Consider the following 25,070-nt stretch of genomic DNA (forward strand, 5'->3'; position numbering starts at 1 on the left):
GTCAGGAACGCGGACATCGCATCATGAGCCGCCCTCCCCTTCCGTGAGCGTGGTCATCGGCAGGGCGGGATCGGCCGTCCACTCCTCGAGGGAACCGTCGTAGACGGTGATCTCCTCGTGTCCTGCCCGCACCAGGGCGAGGGCGAGCAGACAGGCGGAGACCCCGCCGCCGCAGTACAGGATCAGGGGCTTCGACGCGCCGGCGAGGACCGCGTCGGCGCGCCCGGCGACCTGTTCGACCGGGCGCAGCAGTCCCTCGTCGAGAAGGCTCTTGGCCGGCAGGTTGCGGCTGCCGGTGATGTGGCCGCGGCGGGCGTAGCGGGTGGTCGCGGTGCCGGCGAACTGCTCGGCGTCGAGGGCGCAGACCAGGCTGCCGGGGGCGTCCCCGGTGACCACGGCGAGCACGTCCTCGCGGTCGCGCCACAGGCCGCGGTCGGTCGGTCCGGTGCGGACCGGGGCGGCCGGACGCGCGGGCGTGTCGCCGGTCTCGACGGGCAGACCCAGGGCGGTCCAGCGGGCGAAGCCACCGTCGAGCACGCGGGCCCGGACACCGATGTTGCGCAGCATCCACCACAGACGCGACGCCCAGGTGGTGCCGCCCTCGTCGTAGACGACGATCTCGGCGTCGGGGGTCACGCCGAGCTCGGCGAGGGCCGCGGCGAGGGCGTCGGGGGTGGGGCGGGTGAAGTGCAGGCGGGCGTTCGGTGCGCTGAAACCACCGAGCAGATCGGCGTGGAGGGAGCCGGGGATGTGGGCCTCGCGCCAGATGCCGTGACCGGATTCGGGCCGGTAGTCGCCGTCGAAGCGCGGCTTCGGGAAGGCCACGGTGGCATGCAGGACGGTGAAGGCGTCGAGATCGCGGGCCAGTTCCTCGGCGCCGATCAGTACCTGTTCGTCTGCGGCTGCCGGCTGGTGCACTTCCTCGTCCTCTCGTCGTTTCCGACAAGCGACGCTAAACGACGAAAAACGTATACGCAAGTATCCGAATGTGAACGATGGCATAATCGGCGCACGTATCCGCACACGCATCGGAGGATGTACATGACCGAGCAGGACGCTGCGGCGGACCTGGAGAGCTCGCTTCTCGTCGAGTCGCCGACCGGCCGCGACGACCAGACCTCCAAGCAGTATCTGCGGCTGCGCTCGGACATCCTGGCGGGCAAGTTCCCGCAGGGTACGGCCCTGCACGAGACCCAGCTCAGCGAGACCTACGGGGCGTCGCGCACCCCCATCCGCGAGGCCCTCAACTGGCTCGCGCACGACGGGCTGCTCGAGCGCGCGACGCGCGGCTTCCGGGTGCGGTCGGGAACCCCCGAGGACGTGATCGAGATCTACGCCGCACGCATCGCGCTCGAATCCGAGGCCGCCGGCGCCGCCGCGATCCGGCACACCGATCTGGACATGGCCCGCCTCGAGCGGCTGCACGACTCGTGTTGTTCCGCGGCCGACGACGAGTCCGTCCGGGTGGGGAACTTCCGGTTCCACGAGGCCCTGTGGCAGGCAGCCCACAACGCCACCATCACGGCGCTGCTGGTCCGCCTCACTACTCAGTTGCGTATCTACGACTCCGGGCCGCCGTCCAACTACGGTGAGCCGGACCTCCTCAACGAGGAGCACGCGCAGATCCTCGAGGCGCTCCGCGCGCGGGACGAGGCCGCGGCCCGCGAGCACATGCGGGCGCACCTCGAACGCAGCCGCGAGCAGCGCATCCATCTCTTCGCCCGCGGCTGAGCGGGATCGGCCGCGGGGTCAGTCCTCCGGGGTGGTGGGGGTCCCGTCGCCGGGAGTGACGGCGTCGCCCGCCAGGATCCGGTAGACGGACCGCCGGGCCTCGACCAGTACCGCGTGGGCCGCGGCCGCGTCGGCGTCGGTGCCGTTCACCGCCACCGCGCGCACCGCGTCCTGCAGTTCCCGCAGCGCTCCGCGCAGGTCGGGTCCCGCCGCGTCGCGGGTGTGGCCGGCGAAGGGATCGCCCACGCCGTTCTCCGGGTCGTCGAGGTAGGCGCGTCCGGCCTCGGTCAGCGACGCGAGCTTGCGGCCGCCCTCCTTCTCGACCGTGACGAGTCCCTCGTCCTCGAGCTGGGAGAGGGTGGGGTAGATCGCGCCCGGGCTCGGGCGCCAGGCGCCGCCGGTGCGTTCGGCGACGGCCTCCATCAGCTGGTAGCCGTGCATGGGTTCGGTGGCCAGCAGCCGCAGGACCGCGGCCCGGACGTCGCCGCGCTGGGCACGTCCGCGCCGGCCGCCCCGATGACCGGGTCCGCCGTGGCGGGGATGGGGGAAGGGGCCGTCGCCGTGGGGGTGCGGCCCGCGTCGGCGCGGGCCGTCCGGCCGGAAGGGGCCGCCGGGAAGAGTCCGTTCGATCCTGTCGCGGCGGGTGCTGTGGGGACGGGGGCCGTGGGGATGTCCGTGGTTTCGCATCTGTCGTTCTCCTCTGTTGTCGATATGTTGAAGATAGATCTCGATATATCGTTTAGTCAACGGTACGGTGACGCTCATCCCGTGAAGGCGTGGTTCGGGGAAACTCCGTGGACCGAGCGTCCTGCCTGTCGGTCGCCGCCGGTAGGCTCGGCGCGTGGCTCTGTACCGGAAGTATCGACCCGCGACCTTCGCGGAAGTGGTGGGGCAGGAACACGTCACCGTGCCCCTCAGCACGGCACTCGACACGGGCCGCATCAACCACGCCTACCTCTTCTCGGGTCCGCGCGGCTGCGGCAAGACGTCCTCCGCCCGCATCCTGGCGCGCTCGCTCAACTGCGAGCAGGGCCCCACCTCGACGCCCTGCGGCACCTGCCGTTCGTGCGTGTCGCTCGGGCCGGGCGGCGCCGGCAACCTCGACGTCACCGAACTCGACGCCGCGAGTCACGGCGGTGTCGACGACACCCGCGAACTGCGCGACCGCGCCTTCTACGCGCCCGCCGAGTCGCGGTACCGCATCTTCATCATCGACGAGGCCCACATGGTCACGACGCAGGGTTTCAACGCCCTGCTCAAGATCGTCGAGGAACCGCCGGAACACCTCATCTTCGTGTTCGCGACCACCGAGCCCGAGAAGGTGCTGCCCACCATCCGGTCGCGCACGCACCACTATCCCTTCCGTCTGCTCGCCCCCACGGCGATGCGCGGCCTGCTCGAGAAGATCTGCACGCAGGAGAGCGTCCCGGTCGAGGATGCCGTCTATCCGCTGGTCATCCGCGCGGGCGGGGGCTCGCCCCGCGACTCGCTGTCGGTGATGGATCAGCTCCTCGCGGGCGCCGGACCGGAGGGCGTCACCTACGAGCGGGCGCTGTCCCTGCTCGGCGTCACCGACGTCGCCCTCATCGACGAAGCCGTCGACTCCCTCGCCGCCGGCGACGGAGCGGGCCTGTTCGGCACCGTCGAGAAGGTCATGGACGCCGGGCACGACCCGCGCCGCTTCGCCGTCGACCTGCTCGAGCGGTTCCGTGACCTCATCCTCATGAAGTCCGTGCCCGACGCCGCCGAACGCGGCCTCGTGGACGCTCCCGGCGACGTCCTCGAGCGGATGCGCGACGAGGCGACCCGGCTCGGTCCCGCGGCGCTGACCCGCTACGCCGAGATCGTGCACGCCGGACTCGGCGAGATGCGTGGCGCGACCTCCCCGCGCCTGCTGCTGGAAGTGATGTGCGCGCGCATGCTGCTCCCCGCCGCGTCCGAGGCGGAAAGCGCTGTGCTGCAACGCATCGAGCGACTCGAACAGGGCATCACTGTGGCTCCCGCCGCGGGAGCGCGCCCGGCGGCGGATCCCGCGGCGGCGCCGATCTCTCCGGACGAGCCGGCTGCGCGTTTCCAGCGCCCCTCGCAGCGGCGCGCCGCGGAAGCGCAGCCCGCCCAGGCGCAGTCGGCACCCACTCAACCGGCACCCACGCAACCGGCACCCACGCAACCGGTTCCGAGCGAAACCCCCGCGCCGCGTGAGGAAGTCGCGCCCGCTCCGCCTGCCGAGACCGTCGCCCCCACGCCGCCGGCTCCCGCTCCGGAGCCGGAGAGCGCTCCCGTCGCCGAACAGGCTGCACCGCAGGAGGTGCCGCCGCCCGCCGTGGAGAAGGCTCCGCAGCGCCCCGCGTCCCCGCCGCCCGCCGAGGAACCCGTCCCGGCACCTGCTGCGGCCGGACCCGACGCCGCGGCGATGCGCGGTGTGTGGTCGGAGGTGCGCGCCAAGGTGCGTGAACGCAGCCGCACCGTCGAGGTGATGCTCTCGGGCGCCACCGTCCGCACGATCGAAGGCAACCGGGTGGTGCTGGTACACGATTCGGCTCCCCTGGTGAAGCGGCTCGCAGACCCGCGCAACGCGACGGTCATCGCCGACGCCCTGCGCGACGTGTTCGGGATCGAATTCGAGGTCACCTGCGTCCACGGCCCCGCCGCGCCCGCCGCGCAACCGCGCACCCAGCAGGCGCAGCGCAGCGACCGGCCGTCCGGCCAGCCGCGGTTCTCCCGGCCGAGCCGCGCGAAGAAGGCGGAGCCGAGTGCGCCCGCCGAAGCGCCCGCCGGCCCGCCCCGGCAGCAACCGGAACCCTCGCCTGCACCGACCTTCACGCGCCCGTCGGCGAGCGCCCCGGACGACATCCCGCCGCCCGACGGCCCCGATCTGCCCGACGATCCCGGCCCCGAACCGGATCCGTACTACGACGTGCCACCCGATCCGTCGCAGATGACGGAGGAGGAAGTCGAGGAGATGTTCGCGGAGGCCGCGACGCCGGGCGATCCGTCGACGCGGCGCGATCCCGAGGAGGTCGCGCTCGAACTGCTCCGCGACGTGCTCGGCGCGAAACCGCTCGACGAGAAGTAGGGCGGTGCTGCCGGCTGCAGTTCTGAACCGGCAGCACCTGACCGGGCGCGGCTACCGGCCGACCGGGCCCGGCTTGCAAGGGGCCATACCCGTTTGCACGGCGAGGTATTCGGGTTCCGTCGGTCCGGGCGGTGTTCGGCCGGGTCCACGGACGACCGCGCGACCTCCTGCAGGCGGGCGAGATCGTCGGGATGCAGATCGGTGCGGGCGGTCACCGCGTCGAGAACCATGCGGATCTGGCGTTCGAGAACGGGGACGTGTTCGGGTCGTCCCGCGTCGCGGACGTGTTCGGTGAGCATCCGCAGGACCCGGACCAGCGCGATCGCCACGTGCACCTGATCGGCGCAGACACGGCGGATCTCGTCGAGGGCGTGCTCGATGTACTCCTCGGCGGAGAGCAACCAGGGACGTACCGGTACCCGGCCCTCGTCGCCGCGCACGGCCACCTCCGGCACCGGAGCGACGAGCCACGCCGCATCGGACTCCCCAGGCGCAGGACGACCTCCACGGCGGTCGTGGGGTCATTGACCGCGGACTGAGGCACGCAGGGCGATGTCGAGCAGCCGGCGCAACCCGAAGTCGAAGTCCTGCTGCATGGTGCGGCCGTCGGTGATGTCCACCGTGGCCGGCAGCCGGGCGCGGACCCGGTCGGCGTCGGGCGGCGCCGGACGGACGCAACCGGGGGCAACGGCGCGGGACGCCGGGTCACGGTCCGCGGCCTGTTTCCGTGAACCGCCGAGTCCACCCCGGCAACGGAAGGGGGAGCGTACGGTCGAGGACATGGTCGTCCTCCTGTACGAGATCGCGCTCGTCGCGGTGTCCGTGCTGATCGCCTGGTTCTCGATCTACGTGATCTACCGGCTGGTCAGCGACGACGCCACGACCCGCCACTGACCCGAGCCCACCCGCTCCGCCGTCCCGAGGGACGGCGGAGGGATACCGGCGACGTCCTGGGGTCACGCCCCGGCCTGCACCGCGGCGTCCGCCTCGGGACCGGCCTGCCAGCGGAACACCCCGCCGCCCTGGGCGTAGGACAGGTGACCGCCGAGCGCCCCACCCGCACCGACCGCTCCCATATCGAGCAGACCCCACAGCGTGGCGGCCCGATCGGATCCGCGGGTGCGGAGCACATAGGACGTCAGGAAGCAGTCGATCGCCACCGCGTTCGAGACGGCGTGCACCGCCCCGACCCGCCGTTGGCGGACGTCCTGCAGGGCGGAGAAGTCGGCGTAGCCGGTCACCACCGTCGGGAGGGCGGCGAGCAGACCGATGCCCACGAGACGCCGCGAGGCGTCCCGCTGCCCGCGCATCAGGTCGAGCAGCAGCGCCCCGCTCCACATCCCGATGGGCACCGTGACCAGCACGGGATGGACCGGGTGACCCAGCCAGGACCCGCGCAGCAGCCCGTCCACCTTCCGTCCCTCGAGCAGCCCCCGGACGGTGCGGGCGACGGCCGCGGCGGGGCCGTCCACCCGGTCGAGGGATTCGACGGCGCGCAGAATTCGATGCACGTTCATGACGGGGGCATACCCCACGGCGGCGATCAGGAATCCGCAGCTCAGGAGACCGCGGCGGTGAGAGCGATCTCGACCGGCGCATCTCCCGGCAGGGTGTGGACGCCGATCGCGCTGCGCGCGGGCAGGTTCTCGGGGCCGAGCTCACGTTCGATCACCTCGGACGCTCCGTCCGCAACCGTGGACAGGGCTGTGAACCCGGGCGCCGTGGCAACGTAGACCACCATCTCGACGGGCCGGAACCCACGGCCGGCGGGGAGCGCCGAACGCACCGCGGCGAGCGCGTTCCCCACGGCGAGGGCGGCCGCGGACCGGGCGTCCTCGACGGACACCTCCGCCCCCACTCGGCCGGTGAGGACCAGGACCCCGTCCCGCCGCGGTGTCATCCCGGCGGTGCGCACCGTGCCGTTCGCATACACGGCGGGCACGTACCGGCCCTGGGGAACGGGGGCGGAAACATCCTGGACGGCTTCAGAGTTCGACACGACACCAGAATTCGACACGACATCAGAATTCGACACCGAGCGCCACTCCTTCCTGTCTGGGATCGCTGCCGCCGAGCAGCACCCCGCGCTCGTCGAGCGAGACGACCTGGGCGCTGCCGTCGGCGCCGAACGCGTCGAGCGTGGTCACCCGGTGGCCGCGTTCTGCGAGGGAGGACCGGATCTCCTCGGGGACACGCTCCTCGATGCGCAGTTCCGTCGGTTGTCCCAGGACGTCGGCGTCGGAACCGGGGAAGACCGTGAACCGGGGCGCCGAGACCGCCTGCTGGGGATCGAGTCCGTGATCGAGCAGGTGCGACAGCAGCTGGAAGTTCCACTGCACCTGACCGTCTCCACCCGGGGTGTTGCCGACGTGCTTCAGTTCCCCGGCGCTGTCGGTGACGATCCATGCGTTGAGGGTGTGCAGGGGCTTGCGTCGTGGCGCCACCTCGTTGGGATGCCCGTCCATCAGATAGGCGCCCCGGCCGAGCCGGTTGTTGAGCACGATGCCCGTGCCCGGCACCGTGAACTTGGCGCCGAAGGTGAAGGCGAGGGAGTGGATGAACGAGACCGCGCGGCCCTCGGCGTCCACGGCGACCAGTGAGGTCGTGTCCCCACCCGACACCGTGAACGCCCCGACAGGACTTCGGTTCTCGAGCCGGGCACGGCCCGCCGCGATGTTCGCCGGGGTCAGTGCACGGTCGGCCCCGTCGTTGTCGGAACCGCACCAGCGCAACCGGTCCTCGAACGCGATCGTCGCGGCCCGGGCCATCCGGTCGACGGCGGTCGCGCCGAGCCACTGTTCGGAGGCCAGTACGCCGTCGGACAGGGCGGCCTGCTGCAGCACCATCCACCCGGGGGTCGGCAGTGGGGTCTGATGGACGGTCGCGCCCGCATAACTGCCGGTCAGGGCGGCTTCGACGGCGACCTCCGCGCCGGCCTGCCATTCGTCGCCCGTGAACGGGGCGCCCCCGGCCTGCAGCGCGGCCACACACCGCTCGGCGAGGGAGCCCGCGTAGAAGGACTTCGGGTCCCGGGCGAGGACGCGGATCGTGTCGGCGAGATCGCGCTGGGGGAGTCGTTCACCCACGTGCGGCACCGTCCCGCCGGGGGTGTACACGCTCGCCAGCCCGGCGTCCCCGTGGATCGCGGTGAGGGCCGTCCGCACGTCGGTGCGGGTCTTCGCCGAGCAGGGCAGACCCCTCTCGGCGAGCCGGGCGGCGGCCTCCCACAGCTCCGGCAACGGCCGGCTCGCCCCGCGGGCGTGCAGGGCGGACAGCGCGGCGGGGGCACCCGGAACGGCGACGGCCAGCGCCCCGTCGAGCGGGATGGCGTCGAATCCGCGTTCGCGGTAGAACGCGGAGGTGCCACCGTCGGGGCCGTAGCCGCTGCCGTTGACCGTCCAGACCGTACCGTCGGGATCGCGGACCACCGCGAAGGCGTCACCGCCGATACCGCACTGGCCGGGCAGCGTCAGCCAGGTCACCGCGGCCATCGCCAGCGCGGCGTCGACGGCGTTGCCCCCGTCGGCCAGGACCCGCGCTCCCGCCTGGCTCGCGAGCGGATGACTCGAGGCGACCATGCCTCCCGTCGCGAGGGCGGGGGGTCGCAGCGCCTGCGCGCTCATGCCGAGCGCATCCGGCGACGGCGGGGACCTTCCGGGGGTTCGCTCGGATCGATGCCGACGAAGATCTCGCCGTCTCGTTCCTCGCACGGATAGGTCTTGATCGGCTCGGTGGCCGGCGGGCAGATCGGCTCACCCGTCTCGAGATCGAAAGCGCTTCCGTGGCAGGAGCATCCGATTCCGTCCTGCACGAGCTTGCCGGACGACAGCAGGCAGTCGAGGTGGGAGCAGTAGTTCGACGTCGCGTACGCCTTGCCGTCCAGGCGGGAGATCGCGAACTCGTAGTCGTCGGCGTAGAACCGGCGGACGATGCCTTCGGGCACCTGCCCGGATCGGGCCACTCGCTTGAACTCCATGGTCTTTCCTCCAGGCATGTGTGGTGGGTGTCGGGTCGTGGTCAGGCGTCGGGGGAGAGGTAGACGGTCTTCTCGGACTGGTAGAACTGCATGAGCGTCGGCCCCGCCTGTTCCTTGAACGTCTGGGTGCTCGACTGCTTGTAACCGCCGAAGGGGGCGTTCATGGCCATCCCGGTCGTGGGCTGGTTGACCTTGACCAGGCCGGTCCGCGAGCCGGCGACGAATCGCTGTGCGTCCGCAAGGTTCTTCGTGACGATCGCGGCACTCAGCCCGAAGGCGGTGTCGTTCGCCAGGCGCAGCGCCTCGTCGAAGGAACCGGCGCGCTGGAAGGCCAGTAGCGGGCCGAAGATCTCGTCGGTCAGCAGCCGCATCCCGGGGGTGGTGTCGGCGAAGATCGTGGGCCGCACGAAGAACCCCTTCGTCGACGCCTCGCTCCGGGTGCCGCCGCACACGAGCCGGGCACCCTCGTCGACACCGATCGCGACGTAGGCGAGGAACTTGTCGAGCTGGCCACGGCTGGCGAGGGGGCCCATCGAGATCCCTGCCTCCGCGCCGTTGCCGACGGTCAGCTGCTCGGCCCGGGCGACGACCTTCTCGAGCAGCGCGTCGTGGATCTCGTCCACCGCGACGACACGGCTGGTTCCGGTGCAGGCCTGACCCGACAATCCGAAGGCGCCCTTGATGATCAGGGCCGCTGCGGCGTCGAGATCGGCATCGGCGAGCACGACGACGGGGTTCTTGCCGCCCATCTCGAGCTGGACCCGCCGGTCGGGACCGACGGCCGCATGGATCCGCCTGCCCACCTCCGTGGACCCGGTGAACGTCACCGCCGCGACCCGCTCGTCACCGGCCACCGCGGCACCGGCCTTGCCGTCGCCCTGGACGAGGGCGATCGCCCCGGCGGGCAGACCGCCGGCGAGCAGGGCCTCGACGAGACGCTGTCCCATGAGCGGGGTGATCTCGGACGGCTTGAACAACACGGTGTTCCCGGCTGCGAGCGCGGGACCGAGCTTGCGGGAGGGGATGTTGAGCGGGAAGTTCCAAGGGGTGACGGCACCGACGATCCCGATCGGCTCGCGCACCGTGTACACCAGGGTGGAGCCGGGCGCCGGATAGGTCGCGCCCGTCGACCGGAGGGCCTCACCGGCGTAGAAGCGCAGGTTGAGCGGGGTCCGGCTCACCTCCATGGTGGCCTCGGCGCGGGTCTTGCCCTCCTCGCGGATCAGCTCCTCGACGAGGTCTGCGGCCCGGGCCTCCAGATGGTCGGCGGCGGCCTCGAGAATCGCGGCGCGACGCTCGGGCGGGGTGGCGGCCCACTCCGGGGCGGCCTTGTCCAGGGCGTCGACGGCGTTGCGCACGTCGATGGCATCGGAGTCGGGGAAGGTGCCGACGAGATCGGAATCGTCGGCGGGATTGCGCCTTTCGAAGACGGCTCCCGAAGCCGCCGGCACCCAGGCGCCGTCGACGAAGTTCAGTCCGGTGACGCTCATGCGGGCTCGACCTCCTCGTACATCTCCCACAGATCGGTGTCCTCGTCGGCGAGGAGGTTCGCGTCGACCCGGCGGCCGACGAGTTCGCGGGCGGCCATGATGTCCTCGCCGCGGTCCATCGCGAAGGCCGCGGTGAGCACGTCCCCGGCGAGATAGAAGATCGAGAACTCGCCCGAATCGGTGTCGCCGCGCACGACGAGCTCGGTGGTGCCGACGGTGGTGCCGGTGAACTGGATGTTGCTGTCGTACTGGTCCGACCAGAACCAGTGCGGGTCGTCGGAGAGGGAGGTGCGGCCGACGATGGTGTCGGCGACGACCGCGGCCTGCCGGTTCGCGTTGTCGGAGTGCTCGACGCGGATGTGCCGGCCCTCGCGGGGAGAGAAGCGGTTCGCGACGTCCCCGGCGGCGTAGACGTATCCGGTCGAGGCGCGACCGCCGGCGTCGACCACGACGCCGTTGTCGACGGCGAGTCCACTGGCGGCCGCCACCTCGGTGTTGGGCACGATGCCGATCCCGACCACCACGGCGTCTGCCTCGATCACGTCGCCGGTGGTGGTGATGATCCGGACCCCGGCGTCCGAGGTCGTCACCGAGGCGACCCCGGTGCCGGTGCGCAGGTCGACGCCGTTGCGGCGGTGCAGATCCGCGCAGAGGGTCCCGGCCCGTGCGCCGAGGACGTTGCCGAGCAGATTCGGGGCCTGCTCGAGCACGGTCACGGTCACCCCCAGTGCCCGTGCGGTCGCAGCGATCTCGAGCCCGATGAAGCCGCCGCCGACGACGGCGAGGGACGAACCTGGAGTGAGCCGCGCGGCGAGCGCGGTCGCATCGTCGAGGGTGCGGAGGTAGTGGACCAGATCGGGACGCGTGCCGGTGGTGGCGAGGGTGCGCGGCCGGCCGCCGGTGGCGAGGACGACCGCGTCGGCGGCGATGCTGCCGCCGTCGAACTCGACGATGCGCGCCGTGGTGTCCACGCGCCGCACCGTGATCCCGGTGCGGATGTCGATGTCGTTGGCCTCGAGCCATTTCGGGGTCAGCAGCGCGAGCGACCCGGCCGGCTCCCGGCCGGCGAGGAACGCCTTCGACAGGGGAGGCCGCTGGTAGGGAGCGTGGGGTTCGTCGCCGAGCAGGACGATGCGTCCGTCGAATCCGCGGCGGCGCAGGGTGCGGGCGGCGACGGCGGCGACCTGGCCGGCGCCGACGGTGACTACGGTGCGAACGGTCATGCCGTGCACTCCTTTCCGGAGTTCTGCGCGTCGCGTCGTGGGGTGGGGTCAATGTGGACGGTGTCGTCGCGCACGAGGACGGGATAGGTCGGCTGGCAGAGGTCCTGGTCCTCCTCGTAGCCGGTCTCGAGGTCGAACTGCCACTGGTGGCCGGGGCAGATGACACGGCCGTGGAGGAGCGTGCCCTTCGTCAGGGAACGATCCTGATGGACGCACAGGTCGGCGAAGGCGTAGATGCGGTCGTTCGCGTGGAACAGGGCGATCGCGACACCATCGACCTCCACGCGCACCTTGCGGCGCCGGGTCACCTCCTTCACGGTCGCGACGGCGACCCAGGTCTGCGGGGCGGCGGTATCCGTGGTCTCGGTGGACATGTTTCTCCTTCGCTCGTGTGCGGCGGGGAGCGGAAGACGTTGCGCGGCTTCCGCTCCCCACACATCGGGATCAGGCGGACGCCAACTCCAGGTCGGGTGCGACGTAGGTGTCGTACAGACCCTTGGTGTACGAGTAGCGCATCTCGGCCCCCCAGCGGACGAGTTGCAGGCACCGCTGCTGCAGCTGCGGCGTGTCGGCGCAGTCCAGCACGATCTGATAGCCGCGCTCCCCGTGCACGACATCCGATGTGATGTGCAGATCGAAGAACTCGATCTCGTCCTCGGTGAAGCCGTAGACCTCACGCAGCGGGACGATCTGCTTCTTGTAGATGCTCGGTACCTGCGATTCGAGGCCCACCACCAGCGCGGCGGTGGCGACCACGAAGTGCTCCCGCTGGGACACGGCGTAGCACCAGGCCTGCAGGCCGCGGGTCACGGCGTTCATGTTGTTCGGATCCTCGACCCGTTCCTTGGTGGTGCCGCACGCCTCGGCGAACTTGATGAGGAGATCGGTGTGCCGGATGTCGGCCAGCTCCTCCTCGTACATGTTCTGGAGCGTGAAGTCCTTGGCATCGGTGTAGTGGTCGGGGGTGTTGGAGTAGATGTTCGCGAGGTAGTCGGCGAACGGGCCCACGTAGTGGTAGTGGTTCTCGGCCCAGCGGGCGAAATGGTGCTTCTCGAGCTTGCCCTCGGCCCAGGCCTTGCTGAACGAGGCGTTCTTGGCCTCGCGTCCCTTGATGGCGTCCTCCAGTGCGGCGCGGAATTCGTCGCGTCCGAGCAGTTCGGTCATGAGATGTGCCTTTCCCTTCGGATTCGGGCTGTTTCGGTGGTGCTGGATCGGTGCGGAACGGGTCAGTGGGTGGTGGCCGAGACGAGGGCCTCGAATTCGGCCAGCATCGCGGCGCCGACGGCCTTGTCCTGTTCGCCGTTGCCGCCGCTGATGCCGACGGCGCCGACGATCTGCCCGTCGTAGACGAGTGGGAAGCCGCCGACGAAGATGGCGAACTTGCCGGGGAGCATGTGGCTGATGCCGAAGGCCTCGTTGCCGGGCAGCGCCGGCCCGTTGGGACCCTCGTTGAACAGGTGCGTCGCCCGCTCGTGGCCCGCAGCGGTGAAGGCCTTCGCGATGGCGATGTCGACGCCGGTCAGGCGGGCTCCGGGAAGTCGGTGCAGGGCAATGACGTTGCCGCTCTCGTCGCAGACGCACAGGGTCTGCTTGACGCCGATCTCCTCGGCCTTGGCGCGGCCGGCGGCGAGCAGGGGGAGTGCGTCGTCGAGGGTGATTCGGTGGATTCGGTGCATCGGTCTCCGCTTTCTCCGTCGGGTGGTCTGGGTGGGCTGTGCAGCCGTGTGGAGGTGTTCTCGAGGAGGGAGGGAATCGCCCGTTCCGAACTGCTGTGGTCGGTGGGCTTGCCGTTCGGCGTGGCTCATTTCTAACAGCCCGGCACGGCGAGGGGGATGGTCACAACAACTCGGATTCACCGCACTTCTATGGACAACGTGCACATGTTCGGAGACGATGTGACTCTGGTAGCTGATGTAGGGAGTGCACGACGACGAGGAATCCGGTCGTATCCGGAGACCGGTCGCCGTCCCGCCCTACTCGATGGAAGCAGGTCCGCATGGAACCCAGTCCGCGTCTGACCGTCCGTGGTCTACTCGACGAGCCGCTCATGGCCGGCGCCCGCGTCGTCGCGGGCGAATCCGACCTCGATCGCGCGCTGACCTGGGTGTTGCCGCTCGGCGAGGTCGTCGGCCGATACGACGACCTGGCGGCCGTCGCGGTGTACGTGCGCCCCGACACCCTCGCCGCCAACATGCAAGCGGTATCCGCGATCTCGGCGCGCGGCGCGGCTGCACTCGTCGTCGACGGCGCCCTGCCCGCCGCGCTCGGCGCCCTGCCTCCGGGCCTGCCCGTCGTCGAACTCGACCTACCCGTCGGTTTCGCGGCCCTCAACAGGCTGCTGGCCGAACGGTCGCTGTCGCAGGAAGTGCACGTCATGCGCTATTCCGTGCACGTGCACTCCACTCTCGCCGGGCTGCTCCACCGCGGCGCCGGACTCGACCTGCTGATCAAGGAGGTCTCCTCGCTCGCACAGCATCCCGCGGTCGCCCTCGACACCCGCGGCCAGCCGGTGGCGCACCACGGCATGGATCCCGCCGGCATCATCGAGTTCACGGCCCGGCTGTACGAGGCGCTGGCCGGTGCGCCCGCGTCGATCGCCCGGTCGCACCACGACACCCGCGTGGTCGAGGTGACCGACGGCGGCGCGACGTGGACGTGCACGGCGAGCACCATCCGCCTCGGCAAACGCTTCGAGGGCTGGGTGGTGGTACTGGCTCCGGAACCGGTGCCCGGCCCCCACGACCTCGCGCAGCACGCCGTGGTCACGGAACAGGCCACGGCGATCATCGGTTCCGAGATGCTGCGCCAGCGCAGTGTGGACGAGGCGGAGGAACGTGCCCGCGGCGACTTCGTCCAGGCCCTGGTCCACGGCCGGTTCTCCAGTCGGCACGACATGCAGACCCGCGCCGAGTACCACGACATCGACCTCACCTCCACCTTCGCGGTGTTCGTCGCACCCGGCTACGGCGAGAACCCCGCCGGGGGAGTCGGCGAACCCGGCGGCGGGTTGCTGCGTCTCGCCCGCTACGCGGCGAGCGTGCTGCCGCACCCGGCCGTCCGCTCGTACGTCACGGTGATCGACGACGTGCTCGTGGTGGTCCGGTCACTGCGCTACCGCGAGCCCCGCGACGTCGAGGCCGAGATCGACGAGTACGCCGAGGCCGTCGCGGAGGACCTGTCGCGGCGCCGGGGCAGGCCCGTGCCGGTCGCGCACGGTGCTCCCGCCGGCGGCGCCGACCAGGTGCGGGAGAGCTACCGTCAGGCGCGGGTCGCGCTGGGGATCGCGCAACGCATGGACATGTCGGGTTCGGTCGCCTACCACGACCTGCGCGGCTACGGGGTGCTCGAGCTGGTCGCCGAAACCGACCGCAGCAGAAGGTTCGTCGGCGACGTCCTCGGTCCCTTGCGGCCGGGCAGCGATCTCTACGACACGCTCGTGGCCTATCTGGAGGCCGGTGGCAATGTCAACGCCGCCGCCCGCGAACTCAACGTGCACCGCAACACGATGCTGTCCAAGCTGGACCGGATCTCGCGGTCCATGGGGATCGACGTGCGCACCCCGGAGAACCAGTTCACGGCCTGGCTCGCCGTCCGCCTCGACCTGCTCGACCGGTTGCACGCGTCCGTCGAACACGAGATCAACTACCGCTGAACGGATCCGGAGTCCGGTCGGTCAGTCGTTCTCCGGGTCCGGGCCGAGGAAGGTCGCGGCGAACGCCAGGCAGGCGACCGCGGCGCACACCGCGAAGACGATGCCCGCCGTCCAGGTCGCCAGCGCGACGGTCACCCACGCGGCACCGACGGCGGAACCGCCGAACCGGATGAGGTTGAAGACCCCGAGCCCGGTGCCCTGGGCACCCACGGGCGAGCGCGTCGACCCGGCCGCGGCCGGGGTCTGCACGGCGGCGATCCCCAGCCCGGACACCGCCAGTGTGACGGTCACCCACATCGGATCTGGTTGTGGTGCAGCCAGACCCACCGCGAGTGCGATCTGGGAGGCGGCCAGGACCACCAGCCCGAATCGCAGGACGCGGCGGGCGCCGATGCGGTCCGTGGTACGACCGGCGACGGGCGCGAGAAGGGCCATCACCGCCGGTAGCGCGAACAGGATCATCCCGGCCGTGGCGGTGGAGGTGCCGGTCGCGGTCAACCTCAGGGGTACGGCCAGCAATGCCGTTCCGAGACAGAACATCTGCGCGAACGCCGCCACCGCGCTGCGGGCGAACCGGCTCTCCACCAGCAGGCGGACGTCGACGAACGGCTCGCGGGCGCGCAGGCAGTGGACGACGAACCACACCAGGACGAGCACCGAGACGGCGAGAATCGCCGGCGGGACGGAGAGGGCGGTGCCCGACTTCCCGAACATGCTCAGCCCCAGCACGATTCCGGCGGAACCCAGGGTGAGCGTCGTCGCCCCGACGGCGTCGAGGCCGAGGAGCCGCCCGGGGAAGGCCGGAATCCAGCGCAGCGTCCCGGCCAGGCCGATCAACGCGATCGGCACGAGAGGGACGAACACCCAGCGCCATCCCCAGGTGCCCGCGACGAATCCGCCCAGGGACGGGCCGACGGCCTGCCCGATCCCGTTGACCGTCGCCCATGCACCCACCGCGCGGGCACGGCGATTCGCGTCGAAGAGCCAGGTGATGAGGCCCATGACGGCCGGAGCGAACGCTGCGGCCGCGAATCCGCCCAGGGCGCGCCAGGCCACGAGGATCTCGAGTGTCGGGGCGGTCGCCGCTCCCGCCGCGCACACCGCCGTTCCCAGCAGGGCGAGGCAGTAGACGCGTCGGCGGCCGAAGCGGTCGCCCACCCAGCCGGCGAGGGGCATGGAGGCCGCGAACGTCAGGAGGAATCCGACGGCGAGCAGGGCGCCGTCCTCCAGGGAGGCATCGAAGTGCGAAAGGATCTGCGGCAGAGGGACATTGATGATGTTGTTCGTGAGGGTGCCGACGAGGGTGCCGGCGAGGAGTGCGGACAGTGCAAGCGGGGTTCCGGCGCCGGAGGTGTCCGGAGGAGCGGCGGGCGCCTGCGTGCGTGTGGTCATCGAACTCCCTGGAACGGTCGTGCGGTGGACCTCGGTCCGGTCCGTCGACCCACTGTCGCATCACCGGCCGGATCGGTGCATCGCCTCACCGGGGACGAGGTGCACACGGTGGCGGGACGAAAAAGGGCACTGTGCACAGGAAGTGACCGAATTGCCGTGTTCGTCACGTCCGGACACACGATCGTCGCAATTGTTCACACCGGGGCACCCGGATGTCACGAAATCGAAAAAATGGAACACAGTGCACAGGTAGTGTCCCGGGCCATGTGCAGGGTTCTCGTTGACCCTGACGGACGGAACGCGGAAAGTTCCACGAATACAGCAGCCCGAACACACAGCCCGACCCGTTCCGCTCTCCTGCCGAAGGACACGCCTTGGACGTACAACTCACGGCCTCCCACTGGGTCTACCTGGGCGGCATACTCGTCATCCTGGCCACCATGGCCCTGCGGAAGAACATCGTCGTTCCCGCAGTCATCGCCACCTTCCTGACCGCACTGACCTTCTCCGGCAGCATCGTCACGGGGCTCTCCTCGATCTTCAACGCCAGCCTGGTCGCCGCGAAGGAACTGTTCAACATCTTCCTGATCATCGCGATGGTCACCGCGATGCTCGGCGCGCTACGTCAGATCGGCGCCGACCGGATGATGGTCGCGCCCTTCCGCCGCGTCATGCGCGCCGGCACCAGCAGCTTCCTCGTCCTCGCCGCGGTCACCTACGTCATCTCCCTGTTCTTCTGGCCCACCCCGGCCGTTCCGCTCGTCGGTGCCGTGCTCATCCCCGTCGCGATCCGCGCGGGCCTGTCCCCGCTGTCCGCGGGCATGGTCATCGCCATCTGCGGCCAGGGCATGGCACTGTCCTCGGACTACATCATCAAGGTCGCCCCCGGTATCTCGGCGGCTGCGGCCGGCGTCGACCCCGACGCGGTGGCCGACAAGGCCATGGTGCTGTCGCTGATCGTCGGTGGCACCGCCCTGGTGATCACCTATCTGATGCAGAAGCGGACGTGGCGCATTCCCTCCCCGGACCTGCTCGTCGAATGGGAATCGACCGCTCGCAGGGGAGGCGACACCGACGGGGACGAACCGTCCGGGGGCGCCGGGGGCGGCGGACGCCACGCGGCCGCGCCGAGCCCCGAACCCGCGGGTGGTCCCACCGGTGGCGGCACGAGCGCGGCCGCTGCCACCGCGGTCCTCACCCGCACCACCGATCCGATCGTCGACTCGTCCGAGGACGAGAAGGAGAAGGAACGCCGCGGCACCGCCAAGGCCTTCGCGATGCTGGTCCCGCTCGCCTACCTCGCCTTCATCGTCTACCTGATGCTGGGCAAGTTCACCGAGGTCGTGCCGCCGCTGCAGGGCGGTGACGCCGCGGCGATCGTCGGCGGTATCGCGGCGCTGATCCTGTTCGCGGCCGCGGCGTCGACAGACCGGGGAAGCTTCCTCGAGACCACCTCGGACCATCTCGTCGACGGCCTGGTCTTCGCGTTCAAGGCCATGGGGTGCGTGCTGCCGATCGCCGGCTTCTTCTTCATCGGCAACCCGGAGTTCGCCACGACCATCCTCGGCATGCCCGTCGAGGCCCCCGGCCCGGCGATCCTGTTCGACCTGGTCACCGCCGTGCAGGCGCACCTGCCGCAGAACGCGTTCGTCACCTCGTTCGCCATCCTGCTCATCGGTGTCGTCGCCGGCCTGGACGGCTCCGGCTTCAGCGGCCTGCCCCTCACCGGAGCCCTGTCCGGCGCCCTCGGCCCCGCTGTGGACGTCGACCCCGCGACCCTCGCGGCGATCGGGCAGATGGGCAACATCTGGGCGGGCGGCGGCGTGATCATCGCCTGGTCCTCGCTCGTCGCGGTGGCCGGTTTCGCCCGCGTTCCCGTCCTGGACCTCGCCCGGAAGTGCTTCCTGCCGGTCATGGCGGGACTCGTGCTCTCCACCGTCTTCGCCGTGCTCGTCTTCTGACGAACCCCGCTCCCGTCGCCCCGGGTGCCCGTCGGTCCGAACCGGACCTACGCGCCCGGGGCGACGCGCTGCGGCGAGGTGAGGATCAGGTGGCCGAGGTGGTGGAGCTCGTGGTGCCCGGCCCAGCGCTGCCGGGTCCACTCCGGTTCGGTGTGCGCGGCGATCACGGCCGCCGTCGTCGAGGCCTGCAGGTCGAACTCCAGGTCCCGGCGCAGTTCGGGCAGGTCGTGCGGGTCGGTCGCCGCGGTGATCCGCGCGATCGTGTCGCGGACGCGGCCGTCGGCGTAGACCAGGATCCGGCGGTGGGCGCGCGGCCACAGACCCCACAGCACGAACAGCGCGACGCACACCCCGATCACCGTTTCGAGGAACCGGTCGCGGGCGGTGGTCTCCGGGTCGGCCGGGGCGCCGAGCCCACCCAGGACGATCACGAGCGGGGTTATGAAGGTCATCGCCAGGCCGTAGTGACGCACCAGGAACATCTCGATGCCGGCGAACACCGCGGCGAGCACCACGACGAGCGCGGCACCGCTCGGATGGAACGGCGTCAGACAGGCGAGCACGACGAGACCGAGCACGGTACCGACGAACCGGTGCAGGGCCCGGTAGGAGCCGAGGATCCGGTCCGGTCCCTGGTGCAGGATCATCGCGGCGGTGATGACCGCCCAGTCCGGTCGCCCGACGCCCAGCACGATCGCGATCGTGCCCGCCGCCGGCCCGGCGACGAGCAACCGCAGCGCGATGGTCGCCGAGCGTCCTCGCAGACCGGCGGCGCGCCGCAGGCGGTAGCCCACCGACGGCCGCGGCAGGGGGATCTGCGGACGCAGGTCGTCCTCGGGAACCGGTTCACCGTCGCCGGGGGAGTGCAGCAGCGCCGCGCACCGCGCGTGGGCCGCGGACAGCGTCCGCTCGAGCGGATGCCCCGAGCCGACGAGCCCCGCGTCGTGCAGGCACTGCCAGGCCGCGTGCAGGTCGTGGACGGCGGACCGGCGATGGGCCGCCGTGTTCTCCGCGGTCACTCTGTCCACGGCCGCGACCGCGGCGGCGACGGCGGTGCGCTCCGGGGTGTGCGGCCGCACGCAGGCGCCCGACACGGAGATCACAAGTGCGGTGCCCGCCCCGATCGCCGTCCACGCTGTGACCGTCGGGACGGAGACCCCCGCGGCGGGCAGGGCGGACGCGATCTCCAGGGACAACAGCATCAGGAACGCCCCGGGCGACCCCAGCCGCAACGCGTCGACGACGAAGGCGCAGGTCGCGACGGTGACGGTCATCGCGGCGATCACCAGCAGGTACCACCACGCCGACCCGCCCGATCCGAGGGCGTCGTGCACCACCGACCCGGCGGCGGCACCGAGCGTCGCGAGCACCACGAGCACCGCACCGACGACGGCGACCACCCGCCAGCGCACCCGATAGGCACGCTGCTCGCCGTAGACCACGGCGAACGCGCCGAGGGTGGCGACGGCCGGGACCGCGCCGAAGCCCAGCGCGACACCGAGGAGACCGGGAAGAGCGACGGTCAGGGCGGCGCGCACCGCACCGGGCCACTTGCGTCCCTGCCGGGGCACGGTGAGCATCGCGCTCCGCAACGGCACCGGGGTGGGCAGCGAAAGATCGATCACCTGCTGTTCCCCGCTCCGCTCCGACACGAGAGTCCAGCCTAGGAACCCCGAGGTACGGGCGACCAGACGGGAAGCCGAGCCGAGACACAACTCACGCCCCTCCCGGAACTCGACGGGTGAAGTTCCCGGCAGGTCGGGACGGTCGTCCCTTCAGTCCGGGACGCCGGGCACCGGATCGTCGTTCTCAACGGCGCACAGGGCGCCACCCCGATCCGAAGGAACGACGATGAACACTCTGGGCGCAGAGACCTCGCCATCGACGACGATCACCCCCGAGCGCACCACCCCGGGCCCGATCTGGGCGTGGACGGGAGCCGTCGCCGGCCTGGCCGGGGTGGTCGGCATCCAGGCCAGCATGGCCATGAGCGCGGCCTACAACGAGGACACCGCCGGCAACGCGGTGGCGATCATGCAGGCCTTCGCCGACGAGCGCACACCGATGCTGGTGATGCACCTGACGCTGATGGTCTCCACCGTCCTGCTGCTCGTGTTCGCCGCGGGACTGCAACGCCGGCTCCGCAGGGGGACGCCGGAGTTCAGCCTCGTGCCGACCGTTGCAGCATTCGGACTCGTGCTCACCTCCGTCGCGACCCTGATGGGGACGGGTCTCGACACCGAACTGCTCTTCGGTCTCGGCAACACCGACCAGATGGTTCCCGAGGTCGCGGTGTTCGCGTCGCACTGGATGGGCACGATCCCGTGGCTGTGGGTCGGTGCCGGGGTGAGCGGGGTGGCCGTCGCCGTCGCGTCGCTGCGGCACGGTGCCACGCCACGGTGGATCGGATGGGTGAGCGTGGTGCTCGGAGGACTGACCCTGCTCCTGGGGATCTCTCCGCTGCAGTACATGGCAGGCTTCGTCGGCCCGGTATGGGTGCTGGTGGCAGGGGTGGGATTCGCCCTCGCGGATCGGCAGTCGCGTTGATTCCGCCGCGGGCGGTCCAGGGGTGCATACTCACCGCACCATGAAGGACACCGAGCCGACGAACAGAGCGGCGGGTACCGGAGCTCCGGTACCCGCCGCGGTCGTCGCCGTACTCTCCTGGCTCCTCGCCGTCGCCGCCGTCGTGGTGTTCGTCGCCGCGCGCCCGGCCGTCGACGCCGACCAGCTGTTCTTCCTCGTCGACGTGGTCGGTGCCGCCGTCTACGGCACGGTCGCCGGGGTGATCCTGGCGCGACGGGTGCACGCGGTGCCGATCCTGCTCGCCGTCGCCTCGATCGGGGTGGGTGTCGCCGCGCTGTCCTACGGCTGGACCGAGCTCGCCCTCGTGCGACCCGAACTGCCCGTCGGCTTCGTCGCGCCCCTGCAGAACACCACCTGGATCCCCGGCTCCCTCGCGCTGTTCCTCGTGATCCCGTGGCTGGTGCGCGACCGGCCCGCCGGTCCCGCCGTGCGCCTCGGCGTCCTCGCCGGTGCCGTCACGACCGCGTGGTTCTACTGGGCCCGCACGTTCACCGACATCCCCGACGTGTGGTTCGTCGGACCGGTGGTGGTCGTGGGTTTCGTGACGTCCGCCCACGTCCTGTGGCGCCGCCGCCAAGGGCCGGTCGACGAACGCGCCGGCACCGGCTGGCTCGCGCTGGGCAGCGCGATGATGACGGCGTCGTACATCCCCCTCGCCGTGCCCGGCGTGCCGTGGATGCTCACGCCGCTGCTGCACCTGGGGACGCAGGCCTTCTATCCGGTCGCGATCCTCGCCGTCGTCCTGCGCCAGCGGCTGTGGGGTATCGACCTCGCGGTGGGGCGCGCGGCGCTCGCCGGCAGCCTCGTCGCGGTGCTCGTCGCCTGCTATCTCGCGGTGACGGTCGCGGTGTCGCTGCTGCTGCCGGGCCGGTCCGTCTTCGCGCAGGCCGTCGCCGCCACCGCGGTCGCGCTGGCGGTGCAGCCGGCGCGCACCTGGCTGAGCCGCCGGGTGCACCGCCTCGTCTACGGCGACGGTGTCGACCCGGCCCGCGCCGTGCGGATCCTCGGCCGCCACTTCGCCGGGGCGGATTCCCCCGAGCGGCTGCTGAACGAACTCGCCGGGGGTATCGGCACCGCGTTGCGCCTCGAATCCGTCGAGGTCCGTCGCGGCGATGAGGTGCTGGCACGGTGGGGGACACCGACCGGACCGGCCGAGGAGGTGCCGCTCGGTTCCGGCGCCGCGGTCCTGGCCGTCACCGCACCGCCCGGGGAGTCGCTCGGCGCGCGCACCCGCCGTGCCCTGGGTGAGCTCGCCGCGGTCGTCGAGGCCGGTCTGGTGGTGCTGCGGTCCGCCGAGGACCTCGAGGCGGCACGCCGTCGCCTCACGGAGGTCCGGCTCGAGGAGCGCCGCACGATCCGCCGCGAACTGCACGACGGACTCGGCCCGTCGCTCGCTGGGGTGCGGCTCGGACTGCAGGGTGCCCGGAATCTCGTCACCGTCGATCCCGCGACCGCCACCGAACTCGTCGACGAACTGCTCCGCGAACTCGACCGCCAGGTCGACGGCGTGCGGGAGCTCTCGCGCAGCCTGCTGCCGCCCGTCCTCGACGAGCTCGGCCTCGCCGCGGCGCTCGACGAACTCGTCCGCACCCACCGTCGCGCCGGATTCCGCGTCGACCTGCGGGCGGACGTCCCCGCCGGGATCTCCGGGCCCGTCGCGTGGGCGGCCTACGGGATCGCCTCCGAGGCGATCATCAACGCCCGCCGCCACTCCGGCACCGACGGATGTGTCCTGCGGGTCGGGACCGAGGGGGAGGTACTCGTCCTCGACGTCGTCGACGAGGGTACGGGCCTGGCGCCCGACGTGCGGGCCGGGGTGGGCACCCAGAGCATGCGCGAACGCGCCCGGGAGGTGGGGGGCACCGTCCGCATCGAATCCGGGTCCTCGCGCGGCGTCGTCGTGCGAGCCCGGTTACCCTGGTGCGAATCATGAGTGCCGGCAGGGTGATACGAGTCGCGGTGGTCGACGACCATCCGGTCTTCCGGCTGGGCATGACCGCGCTGCTGTCCACCCTCGACGGCATCGAGGTGGTGTGTCAGGCCAGTTCGGCGCGTGAGGCGCTCGAGGTCGTCACCGGTGAGTTCGACGTCGTGCTCATGGACATCGAACTCGGCGACGGCTCCGGCATCGACGTGACCCGCAGCCTGGTCCGGCAGTGGCCGCATGTCCGGGTCCTGATGGTGACGATGCACGAGGACGAGGACGTCCTGGTCGCCTCCATCCGGGCCGGCGCGTCCGGATATCTCGTCAAGGGTGCCGATCCGTCCGGGGTCGAACGGGCGGTGCGGGCGGTGGCCGACGGGGAGATGATCGTCGGTGCCTCGGTCGCCGCCAAGGCGCTCGCCGCCCTCGCGACCTCCCGCAGCCTCGCTCCGGCGGCCTTCCCGGAACTGACCGAGCGGGAACGCGAGATCCTCGATCTCGTGGCCCGCGGACTCGACAACGCGACGATTTCCCGGCGGCTCGTGCTCAGCCAGAAGACGGTCCGCAACCACGTGTCGAACGTCCTCGGCAAGATCGGTGCACCCGACCGCGCGACCGCCATCGTGCGGGCCCGCGACGCCGGTCTCGGGGTCGGCTGAGGCTCCGCGCGCGCACCGTGCGTCCGCTCGGTTCGGTCACGGACGTCGATCGGTTCGGTCCTTACCGCCGGTGCTCGTGCGCTCCTACCGTGGGGGAGGTTGGGCACGGCGGCCCTTTCACCGGGGCCGTGGGTGCCGTCGCTCCGCAAGCACGGGAAGGAACCTGCGCACTGTGACCACCGAGGCATTCATCTATGAAGCCATCCGAACACCACGCGGCCGAGGCAAGAAGACGGGCTCGCTGCACTCCGTCAAGCCGATCTCCCTGGTTACTGGCCTGATCGACGAGCTGCGTGTTCGCTTCCCCGACCTCGACGAGAACCGCATCTCCGACCTGATCCTCGGTGTCGTCGGCCCCGTCGGCGACCAGGGCGCCGACATCGCCCGGACCGCCGTCACCGTCTCCGGTCTGCCGGTCACCACGGGTGGCGTCCAGATCAACCGTTTCTGCGCGTCGGGCCTCGAGGCCGTCAACATGGCCGCGCAGAAGGTCCGCTCCGGCTGGGACGAGCTGGTCCTCGCCGGTGGCGTCGAGTCGATGTCCCGCGTGCCCATGGGCTCCGACGGTGGTGCGTGGATGCTCGATCCCGCCACCAACTACGACAGCTACCTGGTTCCGCAGGGCATCTCCGCCGACCTCATCGCCACCATCGAGGGCTTCACCCGCGAGGACGTCGACGCCTATGCCCTGCGTTCGCAGCAGCTCGCCGCGGCAGCCTGGTCCGGCGGCTACTTCTCCAAGTCGGTCGTCCCGGTCAAGGACCAGAACGGCCTGACCATCCTCGACCACGACGAGCACATGCGCCCCGACACCACCCTCGAGGGCCTCGCCAAGCTGCAGCCGTCGTTCGCCGGCATCGGTGAGATGGGTGGTTTCGATGCCGTGGCGCTGCAGAAGTACCACTTCGTCGAGAAGATCAACCACGTCCACCACGGTGGCAACAGCTCCGGCATCGTCGACGGCGCGGCCCTCGTGCTCGTCGGTTCCGAGCAGGCCGGCAAGGATCTCGGTCTGACCCCGCGTGCCCGCATCGTCGCGACCGCCACCTCCGGTGCCGACTCGACGATCATGCTCACCGGCCCCACCCCGGCTGCGCACAAGGTTCTCGCCGCCGCAGGGCTGACGGTCGACGACATCGACCTGTTCGAGATCAACGAGGCGTTCGCCTCCGTCGTTCTGAAGTTCCAGAAGGATCTGAAGATCCCGGACGAGAAGCTCAACGTCAACGGCGGCGCCATCGCGATGGGGCACCCGCTCGGCGCCACCGGCGCCATGATCACCGGCACGATGGTCGACGAGCTCGAGCGCCGCGGAGCCAAGCGCGCCCTCGTCACCCTGTGCATCGGTGGCGGCATGGGTGTGGCCACCATCATCGAGCGCGTCTGACACCGGAAGGAAT

Annotated in this window: 23 protein-coding genes; 9 read left to right on the plus strand and 14 right to left on the minus strand. The window is 71.0% G+C overall.

Translation table 11 applies throughout. The features are described 5' to 3' along the window. Positions 1 to 21: 21 nt before the first annotated feature. Positions 22 to 918, minus strand: a complete 897-nt coding sequence (locus OED52_RS01370; RefSeq protein ID WP_264152928.1) for a sulfurtransferase — start codon at positions 916 to 918, stop codon at positions 22 to 24. A 123-nt stretch (positions 919 to 1,041) separates the two neighbouring features. Between OED52_RS01370 and OED52_RS01375 the strand changes: the two genes are divergently transcribed. Beyond that, on the plus strand, positions 1,042 to 1,731 hold the full coding sequence (locus OED52_RS01375) for a GntR family transcriptional regulator (protein WP_264152929.1): 690 nt from the start codon (positions 1,042 to 1,044) through the stop codon (positions 1,729 to 1,731). Between the two features lie 18 nt (positions 1,732 to 1,749). On the opposite strand, the gene OED52_RS01380 is transcribed toward OED52_RS01375, so the two are convergent. Then, positions 1,750 to 2,418 (minus strand): PadR family transcriptional regulator, encoded by a 669-nt coding sequence (locus OED52_RS01380; RefSeq protein WP_264152930.1) that lies wholly within the window; start codon positions 2,416 to 2,418, stop codon positions 1,750 to 1,752. Positions 2,419 to 2,572: 154 nt separating this feature from the next. Between OED52_RS01380 and OED52_RS01385 the strand changes: the two genes are divergently transcribed. Further along, a complete protein-coding gene (locus tag OED52_RS01385) occupies positions 2,573 to 4,807 on the plus strand; it encodes a DNA polymerase III subunit gamma and tau (RefSeq protein ID WP_264152931.1) in 2,235 nt (744 codons plus the stop codon). A 131-nt stretch (positions 4,808 to 4,938) separates the two neighbouring features. Then, positions 4,939 to 5,346 carry a hypothetical protein gene (locus OED52_RS01390; protein WP_264152932.1) on the plus strand — a complete coding sequence of 136 codons (408 nt, stop codon included), beginning with the start codon at positions 4,939 to 4,941 and terminating at the stop codon, positions 5,344 to 5,346. Here OED52_RS01390 and OED52_RS01395 read toward each other — a convergent pair. The 10 genes from OED52_RS01395 to OED52_RS01440 all read right to left on the minus strand — a co-directional run bounded on the left by OED52_RS01395 (position 5,329) and on the right by OED52_RS01440 (position 13,172). Next, positions 5,329 to 5,589, minus strand: coding sequence for a DUF2254 domain-containing protein (locus OED52_RS01395; protein WP_264152933.1), 261 nt, complete (start codon positions 5,587 to 5,589; stop codon positions 5,329 to 5,331). The genes OED52_RS01390 and OED52_RS01395 overlap by 18 nt on opposite strands. A 174-nt stretch (positions 5,590 to 5,763) precedes the next feature. Then, positions 5,764 to 6,324 (minus strand): DUF2231 domain-containing protein, encoded by a 561-nt coding sequence (locus tag OED52_RS01400; RefSeq protein WP_264152934.1) that lies wholly within the window; start codon positions 6,322 to 6,324, stop codon positions 5,764 to 5,766. A 41-nt stretch (positions 6,325 to 6,365) separates the two neighbouring features. Further along, positions 6,366 to 6,806 (minus strand): RidA family protein, encoded by a 441-nt coding sequence (locus OED52_RS01405; RefSeq protein WP_264152935.1) that lies wholly within the window; start codon positions 6,804 to 6,806, stop codon positions 6,366 to 6,368. A 22-nt stretch (positions 6,807 to 6,828) separates the two neighbouring features. Further along, positions 6,829 to 8,430: a gamma-glutamyltransferase family protein gene (locus OED52_RS01410; RefSeq protein ID WP_264152936.1), complete on the minus strand. Its 1,602-nt coding sequence runs from the start codon at positions 8,428 to 8,430 to the stop codon at positions 6,829 to 6,831. Beyond that, the gene (locus OED52_RS01415) at positions 8,427 to 8,783 is read right to left on the minus strand and encodes a Rieske (2Fe-2S) protein (RefSeq protein ID WP_264152937.1); all 357 of its coding nucleotides are present in this window, start codon (positions 8,781 to 8,783) and stop codon (positions 8,427 to 8,429) included. Before OED52_RS01415 ends, OED52_RS01410 begins: the two co-directional genes overlap by 4 nt. 41 nt (positions 8,784 to 8,824) lie before the next feature. Continuing rightward, positions 8,825 to 10,273, minus strand: coding sequence for an aldehyde dehydrogenase family protein (locus OED52_RS01420; protein ID WP_264152938.1), 1,449 nt, complete (start codon positions 10,271 to 10,273; stop codon positions 8,825 to 8,827). After that, a complete protein-coding gene (locus tag OED52_RS01425; protein ID WP_264152939.1) occupies positions 10,270 to 11,496 on the minus strand; it encodes an NAD(P)/FAD-dependent oxidoreductase in 1,227 nt (408 codons plus the stop codon). The genes OED52_RS01420 and OED52_RS01425 overlap by 4 nt, the downstream gene beginning before the upstream one ends. Continuing rightward, the gene (locus tag OED52_RS01430) at positions 11,493 to 11,870 is read right to left on the minus strand and encodes a Rieske (2Fe-2S) protein (protein ID WP_264152940.1); all 378 of its coding nucleotides are present in this window, start codon (positions 11,868 to 11,870) and stop codon (positions 11,493 to 11,495) included. Before OED52_RS01430 ends, OED52_RS01425 begins: the two co-directional genes overlap by 4 nt. Before the next feature lie 70 nt (positions 11,871 to 11,940). Continuing rightward, positions 11,941 to 12,660 (minus strand): TenA family transcriptional regulator, encoded by a 720-nt coding sequence (locus OED52_RS01435; RefSeq protein WP_264152941.1) that lies wholly within the window; start codon positions 12,658 to 12,660, stop codon positions 11,941 to 11,943. A gap of 62 nt (positions 12,661 to 12,722) precedes the next feature. Further along, positions 12,723 to 13,172, minus strand: coding sequence for a GlcG/HbpS family heme-binding protein (locus tag OED52_RS01440; RefSeq protein WP_264152942.1), 450 nt, complete (start codon positions 13,170 to 13,172; stop codon positions 12,723 to 12,725). Positions 13,173 to 13,492: 320 nt separating this feature from the next. Here OED52_RS01440 and OED52_RS01445 point away from each other — a divergent pair, with 320 nt between their 5' ends. Continuing rightward, complete coding sequence (locus tag OED52_RS01445; RefSeq protein WP_264152943.1) at positions 13,493 to 15,148, plus strand: helix-turn-helix domain-containing protein; 1,656 nt, start codon at positions 13,493 to 13,495, stop codon at positions 15,146 to 15,148. A 21-nt stretch (positions 15,149 to 15,169) separates the two neighbouring features. Here OED52_RS01445 and OED52_RS01450 read toward each other — a convergent pair whose 3' ends face one another. Further along, complete coding sequence (locus tag OED52_RS01450; protein ID WP_264152944.1) at positions 15,170 to 16,540, minus strand: MFS transporter; 1,371 nt, start codon at positions 16,538 to 16,540, stop codon at positions 15,170 to 15,172. Positions 16,541 to 16,914: 374 nt separating this feature from the next. Here OED52_RS01450 and OED52_RS01455 point away from each other — a divergent pair, with 374 nt between their 5' ends. Beyond that, complete coding sequence (locus OED52_RS01455; protein WP_264152945.1) at positions 16,915 to 18,501, plus strand: TRAP transporter large permease; 1,587 nt, start codon at positions 16,915 to 16,917, stop codon at positions 18,499 to 18,501. A 47-nt stretch (positions 18,502 to 18,548) separates the two neighbouring features. On the opposite strand, the gene OED52_RS01460 is transcribed toward OED52_RS01455, so the two are convergent. Beyond that, complete coding sequence (locus OED52_RS01460; protein ID WP_264152946.1) at positions 18,549 to 20,153, minus strand: FUSC family protein; 1,605 nt, start codon at positions 20,151 to 20,153, stop codon at positions 18,549 to 18,551. A gap of 199 nt (positions 20,154 to 20,352) precedes the next feature. Here OED52_RS01460 and OED52_RS01465 point away from each other — a divergent pair, with 199 nt between their 5' ends. The 4 genes from OED52_RS01465 (at position 20,353) to OED52_RS01480 (ending at position 25,057) form a co-directional block, all read left to right on the plus strand. Beyond that, entirely contained in the window at positions 20,353 to 21,048 is a 696-nt protein-coding gene (locus tag OED52_RS01465; protein WP_264152947.1) for a hypothetical protein, read from the plus strand. 40 nt (positions 21,049 to 21,088) lie between these two features. Next, on the plus strand, positions 21,089 to 23,020 hold the full coding sequence (locus OED52_RS01470; protein WP_264152948.1) for a sensor histidine kinase: 1,932 nt from the start codon (positions 21,089 to 21,091) through the stop codon (positions 23,018 to 23,020). Next, positions 23,017 to 23,670, plus strand: coding sequence for a response regulator transcription factor (locus OED52_RS01475; protein WP_264152949.1), 654 nt, complete (start codon positions 23,017 to 23,019; stop codon positions 23,668 to 23,670). The genes OED52_RS01470 and OED52_RS01475 overlap by 4 nt, the downstream gene beginning before the upstream one ends. 172 nt (positions 23,671 to 23,842) lie before the next feature. After that, positions 23,843 to 25,057, plus strand: a complete 1,215-nt coding sequence (locus OED52_RS01480) for an acetyl-CoA C-acetyltransferase (protein WP_264152950.1) — start codon at positions 23,843 to 23,845, stop codon at positions 25,055 to 25,057. The last annotated feature ends 13 nt before the right edge of the window (positions 25,058 to 25,070 follow it).

It is taken from the genome of Rhodococcus sp. Z13 (assembly GCF_025837095.1).
Lineage (GTDB): Bacteria > Actinomycetota > Actinomycetes > Mycobacteriales > Mycobacteriaceae > Rhodococcus > Rhodococcus sacchari.

Excerpts from the sequence above, each read along its gene's own strand:
- OED52_RS01375 (WP_264152929.1), top strand. The coding sequence starts at position 1,042 with ATGACCGAGCAGGACGCTGCGGCGGACCTGGAGAGCTCGCTTCTCGTC.
- OED52_RS01380 (WP_264152930.1), bottom strand. The coding sequence starts at position 2,418 with ATGCGAAACCACGGACATCCCCACGGCCCCCGTCCCCACAGCACCCGC.
- OED52_RS01395 (WP_264152933.1), bottom strand. The coding sequence starts at position 5,589 with ATGTCCTCGACCGTACGCTCCCCCTTCCGTTGCCGGGGTGGACTCGGC.
- OED52_RS01400 (WP_264152934.1), bottom strand. The coding sequence starts at position 6,324 with ATGAACGTGCATCGAATTCTGCGCGCCGTCGAATCCCTCGACCGGGTG.
- OED52_RS01410 (WP_264152936.1), bottom strand. The coding sequence starts at position 8,430 with ATGAGCGCGCAGGCGCTGCGACCCCCCGCCCTCGCGACGGGAGGCATG.
- OED52_RS01415 (WP_264152937.1), bottom strand. The coding sequence starts at position 8,783 with ATGGAGTTCAAGCGAGTGGCCCGATCCGGGCAGGTGCCCGAAGGCATC.
- OED52_RS01420 (WP_264152938.1), bottom strand. The coding sequence starts at position 10,273 with ATGAGCGTCACCGGACTGAACTTCGTCGACGGCGCCTGGGTGCCGGCG.
- OED52_RS01425 (WP_264152939.1), bottom strand. The coding sequence starts at position 11,496 with ATGACCGTTCGCACCGTAGTCACCGTCGGCGCCGGCCAGGTCGCCGCC.
- OED52_RS01430 (WP_264152940.1), bottom strand. The coding sequence starts at position 11,870 with ATGTCCACCGAGACCACGGATACCGCCGCCCCGCAGACCTGGGTCGCC.
- OED52_RS01435 (WP_264152941.1), bottom strand. The coding sequence starts at position 12,660 with ATGACCGAACTGCTCGGACGCGACGAATTCCGCGCCGCACTGGAGGAC.
- OED52_RS01440 (WP_264152942.1), bottom strand. The coding sequence starts at position 13,172 with ATGCACCGAATCCACCGAATCACCCTCGACGACGCACTCCCCCTGCTC.
- OED52_RS01445 (WP_264152943.1), top strand. The coding sequence starts at position 13,493 with ATGGAACCCAGTCCGCGTCTGACCGTCCGTGGTCTACTCGACGAGCCG.
- OED52_RS01450 (WP_264152944.1), bottom strand. The coding sequence starts at position 16,540 with ATGACCACACGCACGCAGGCGCCCGCCGCTCCTCCGGACACCTCCGGC.
- OED52_RS01465 (WP_264152947.1), top strand. The coding sequence starts at position 20,353 with ATGAACACTCTGGGCGCAGAGACCTCGCCATCGACGACGATCACCCCC.
- OED52_RS01470 (WP_264152948.1), top strand. The coding sequence starts at position 21,089 with ATGAAGGACACCGAGCCGACGAACAGAGCGGCGGGTACCGGAGCTCCG.
- OED52_RS01475 (WP_264152949.1), top strand. The coding sequence starts at position 23,017 with ATGAGTGCCGGCAGGGTGATACGAGTCGCGGTGGTCGACGACCATCCG.